This window comes from Bradyrhizobium sp. (assembly GCF_049512235.1).
GTDB lineage: Bacteria > Pseudomonadota > Alphaproteobacteria > Rhizobiales > Xanthobacteraceae > Bradyrhizobium.
This window is the reverse complement of the sequence record NZ_JBEKXH010000502.1, coordinates 1-4,584: the sequence shown is the minus strand read 5'-3', so window position 1 is coordinate 4,584 and position 4,584 is coordinate 1. Positions and strand designations below refer to the sequence as shown.

At 63.3% G+C, this 4,584-nt stretch carries 3 protein-coding genes; all 3 read right to left on the bottom strand.

Going from position 1 to position 4,584, the window contains the following annotated elements; genetic code table 11:
* Positions 1 to 369: 369 nt before the first annotated feature.
* The gene (locus ABSG20_RS30430) at positions 370 to 2,163 is read right to left on the bottom strand and encodes an FAD-dependent monooxygenase (protein ID WP_423868162.1); all 1,794 of its coding nucleotides are present in this window, start codon (positions 2,161 to 2,163) and stop codon (positions 370 to 372) included.
* Between the two features lie 63 nt (positions 2,164 to 2,226).
* Complete coding sequence (locus tag ABSG20_RS30425; RefSeq protein ID WP_423868161.1) at positions 2,227 to 3,177, bottom strand: 3-carboxyethylcatechol 2,3-dioxygenase; 951 nt, start codon at positions 3,175 to 3,177, stop codon at positions 2,227 to 2,229.
* Positions 3,178 to 3,227: 50 nt separating this feature from the next.
* On the bottom strand, positions 3,228 to 4,493 hold the full coding sequence (locus ABSG20_RS30420) for an ABC transporter substrate-binding protein (protein ID WP_423868160.1): 1,266 nt from the start codon (positions 4,491 to 4,493) through the stop codon (positions 3,228 to 3,230).
* Positions 4,494 to 4,584: the final 91 nt, after the last annotated feature.

The following is a 4,584-nucleotide window of genomic DNA, read 5'->3' as shown; positions in this document are numbered from 1 at the left end:
ATTCACCGCTAATCATCGCTTTGTCCCTACCGAGGGTCTTCAGGACCGCGAGCACGTGGTCCGCGTAGTCCTTCACCTGGTAATCGATCGCTGGCTTGTCGGTCCAACCGTGGCCGAGCATGTCGATGGCGACGAACCAGAATGATCGGCATGTGGTCCGAAGTTTCTGGAGTACGCCTCGGCGTGGCCGCAGACGCCGTGCAGCGCCAGGACGAGCGGCTTGGAAGGGTCACCGGACTCGATGCAGCGGGTCCGGATTCCGCCGGCGTCGATATAGTGCTGCTTGAAGGAAACGCTTCTCAGATCGGCCCAGACGCTCGAAAAGTTTGCAGGTCTGGTGTCACTCATAAGTGTCTCGCTGGTTGGTTTTCAGGCGAACAGCGGCGTGTCGCCGGGCGTCGATGGTTCGGGCTGCTTCTGACGCGGAAGCGCGGAGGGGCTCGGCAGGTCGAGAACGGCGCGGATTGCCGCGCTCAGCTTTTGCTCGGCTTCCTTGGGGTCGGCCGTCCCTTCCTTGTGGCGCCAGGCCACCACGCCGTCCGGTCGCACCAGCAGCACTCCCGCCTCTTCGATCTCGCGGACGCGCTGCCACTCGCAGTACAGGTCCTGCGCATCGGGCGAGCCCGTCACGACGGTCCGCAGGAAGGGCAAATCGAGGCGGTGCGCCGCCTCTTGCCAAGCGGTACCGGCAAGGCCGGTCACGACGGTGAAGAGACCTTTCCCGGTCACGTCCAGCGTCGACATGCGCGTGCCGTCCGAACCGACGAGCCATGCGTGCGGGATCTTGGCGCCCGGTCGTGTGGTCGGCTGATGGTGGAGGTCGCGGTCGCGTCGCCATTCTTCCGGCTTCGCCCCTTCGTCAGGAATGACGGCCGAAGATTCGTACCGCTGGTTCATCTCGACGCCCTGGGCGTTGAACTCGGTCTGCTTGAGGTCGAGCGCGGCCTGGGCGGCTTTGCGGGCGGCGACGCCCTCGGGACCCGGATCATGGAAGCGAACGATCCCCGCAGCTACCGGATTCTCGGCCCCTTGAACCCGGAAACAGGCGTTCAACGGGGCGTAGTCGAGCCGCGACTGGTTGGCCCGCAATACGATCTGCTTTCCGACAGGAGCCCGCTCCAGGGAATAACTCTCCAGAAGTTTCGCGCCGGCCCAGCCCTTGACGGTGTAGGCGAGTTTCCAACCGAGATTGTGGCTGTCCTGCACGCAGGTGTTGTTGCCCAAACCGCTCGACGGCGGATGCCGGTGGACGGCGTCGCCACCGCAGAACACCCGCCCCTTGGAATACTGCGTCGCGTACGCCTGGTTGATGTACCAAACCGACGTCCTCACGATATCTGGCTCGATCGCCGGATCGCCGATCAGAATTCTGATCTTTTCGCGGACGTTGCTTTCGGAAAGATCGGGGTCCCCCTCGTTGATGTCGAACCCCCAGCCGGCGATCCATTGCGTCCACGGCCGCACGGCGCGAAGCAGGCCCATACCGATCTCGCCGAAGCTCGCGTCCGGCGTCACGATCCAGTTCAGAATGCTGGGACGATGTTTGCTGTACCTGGAGAGGTCGGCGTTGAAGATCGTGTAGACCGTACCTGCGCGCGCCATCCGACCCTCGATGGGCAGGTCGAGATGCTCGACCACGGACGATCTTGCGCCATCGGCGCCGACCATATAGCGCGCCCGGATCGTGAACTCGCGCCCGTCCAACCGGTCACGCAGCGTAGCAGTGACGCCGTCGGAGTCCTGCTCATGACGGACGTATTCGGTGTTGAACGCGAAAGTGGCGCCCTTCTCGGCCGCCTTCTGGAAAAGGATCGGCTCGAGCAATGGCTGGATGATGTCCACCATGCCGCACGGACTTGCCCTGAGATAGTCACCCCGGCGGTCGTCCCCGGTCCCCCACGTCCGCATCCGGATGAGTTCGGGGCCGGCCAGGCTGGTGGTGAACGTGGTGTCTCCCATCTGCTCCCATGGGCTCGCGTAACGGGCGACGTCCTCCGAGATCCCAAGGTCCCGGAAGACTTCGTTGGCGCGTTGGTTTGTGATGTGCGCGCGCGGGCTATCGGCCATCCAATTGCCGCGCGATATGATGTGACAGCGCACGCCGGAGTTTGCGAGCGCGAGGGCGGTCGTCGAGCCGGTTGGACCGGCCCCGACGATCAGCACGTCTGTTTCATATGCCATTGTATTTGCTCCGCGATGCCTCCGCGTTCGCGCGGGATGAGACGATCAACGAGTAGCGTCGGTCTGTCTGGCTGCCATCATCGCCATGCCGGCGATCCAGCCTGGAATCGCTTCGTAGAATTCCTGCGCCACCGTGAAGTGGCCACCGGTCGAGAAGGCGCCGAAGGCGGCCACCCACGCCAGGACCTCGTTGGCGCCGCGGCCCGCCGCCTCGCGCACCTTGTCGGTGTCGAGCGCATCGGCCCGCCAGATCTGCCCGCTGCGCAGGATCTCCATGAATTCTTCGTCCCATTCCGGATTGAGCGGCTTGCAGGGACCCTTGCCCGCTTCGGCCAGAACACCCGCCTCAAGCACGCGCTTCTCCCGCGCCTCTTTGGCTTCCGCTGTCGGATTGCGTCCGCTGATCAGGCGCTCGCGGAGCTCCGGCGGGGCATCCTTGATCGACGGTAGCGGTGGATCGTGCGACAGGCCGCCCGATGCAGCGAACAGCACACGCTTGCCCGAACGCATCGCGAAGCGGCCGACGGATTCACCGAGCTGCCGGGCGCGGCGATAGGTCGGAACAGGCGGTGCTGCGGCGTTCAAGAAGATTGGCAAGATCGGGATCGATTTGAAGTCACCGAGGACCGCTTCCCACATCTGAACGAAGCCGTGATCGACTGGCATACGGTACGACACTGCAACGTCGAAGTCCTCCGCCCGTACGTGGTCTACAAGCTCGAGAGCCGTCTTCTCCGGCACGTCCAACGGACCCGTACCCCCTCCCCAATCGCCGAGCGATACCGCTCCCGCGCCGACGCAGAACGAGGGCATGAGATCGTAGAAGAAGCCGTTGAAGTGATCGGGCGCGAACTGGATCACGTAGTCCGGCGCGAACTCCTTCACAAAGGATCCAAGGCGCCCGAAGGCCGATCGAACGCGTTGCTCGGTTTCGTTGCTGGCGGGCCCCCGGTACATGAGGGGCGTATGGGATGCGCAGACGATGGCGACTGACATGGTCGGATTCCTTCGAACGCCGAGTGAGAGGGTCGATTGATTGCCCGCAGCTACTTCTTCACCAGAGGACACGAGCTTTCGGACAGGGGCCGGTTGACTGACTCTCCCGGCAAGGTCTGCACGACGTTGTAGAGATCCCAGTCGCCCTTGTTCTCGCCGGGTTTCTTCACCCGGAGCAGGTACATGTCGTGAATCATCTTGCGGTCCGCCCTGATGTATCCGTCGCTCGCGAAGAAGTCGTGCACCCGCTCCTTCTCCATCTGCTTCATCACGATCGGTGCTTCGTGCGTGCCCGTCGCCTTGACCGCTTTGAGGTAGTGCGCGACCGACGAATAGACGCCGGCGTGGAAACTAGTCGGCATTATGTTTGCTTTGGCATAAAAGCGCTCCGCCCAAGCCCGCGTCTCCGGCGTACGGTCCCAGTAGAAGGGGGAGACTTCGTAGGCGTCGTGCGCGATCTTCAGACCGACGGCGTGCACGTCCGTCAGCACCGATTGGAGCGGAACGATCTTGGCTTTCGCGCTCAGTCCGAATTCGTCGGCCTGCTTCAGCGCAGTCACCGTATCGCCGCTGGAAGCCGCGACCGCGATGACATTGGCTCCGGCGTTGGATGCGGTGAGCAGGAACGATGCGAAGTCGGAGGTATTCGGCGGAAACACGGAGTTACCCGCCACCTGCCCGCCATTGAGCTTCACCTGTTCCGACGTGTCTCGGGTCAGGGCGTGACCATAGGCCTGATCGACCGTCAGGAAGTACCACTTGGTGCCGCCAGCCTCGATCACCGCCTTCGCCGCGCCCTTCGCGAGGTTGTAGGTGTCGACGGTCCACTGCACCGTCAGCGGCGAGCACGCCTTGCCGTTGAAGTCCGACGAAGTTGATCCAGAGAGCAACATGATCTTGCTCTTCTGCGCCGCCACGTTCTGCACTGCGAAGCCGATCGGCGAGCCCTGCATGTCAGCGATAGCGTCGACGCCCTCGACGTCGAACCAGCGTGCAGCGATCTGCGACCCGATATCGGGCTTACCCTGGTGGTCAGCCGAGACCACCTCGACGTCGAGGCCGGCGCCGAAATCCTCGGCGGCCATTTCGGCCGCGATCACGGAGCCCTTGCCGTTCGCCATGGCCGTGGGGCCGGCGATGTCGGTGAGGACGCCGATTTTCACTCTGCCGCCGCTGAGATTGGAGGCAGTCTCCGTTTGGGCTCCGACCGGAGTCGAGAGAACGGCGATGGCCAGACACGTGGCCGCTGACAATTTGAAGCGCGAATGAACCATTGTTTCTTCCCCGTCGCCGCCTGTTTCGGACGTGCGCGGCATCCATCGCCTCATTGAGCTTCAATATCCAGGCAATATATTGCAATGTTCGCACTGCGAACATGGAGACTGGCAATGCATCGCACGGTGAGAG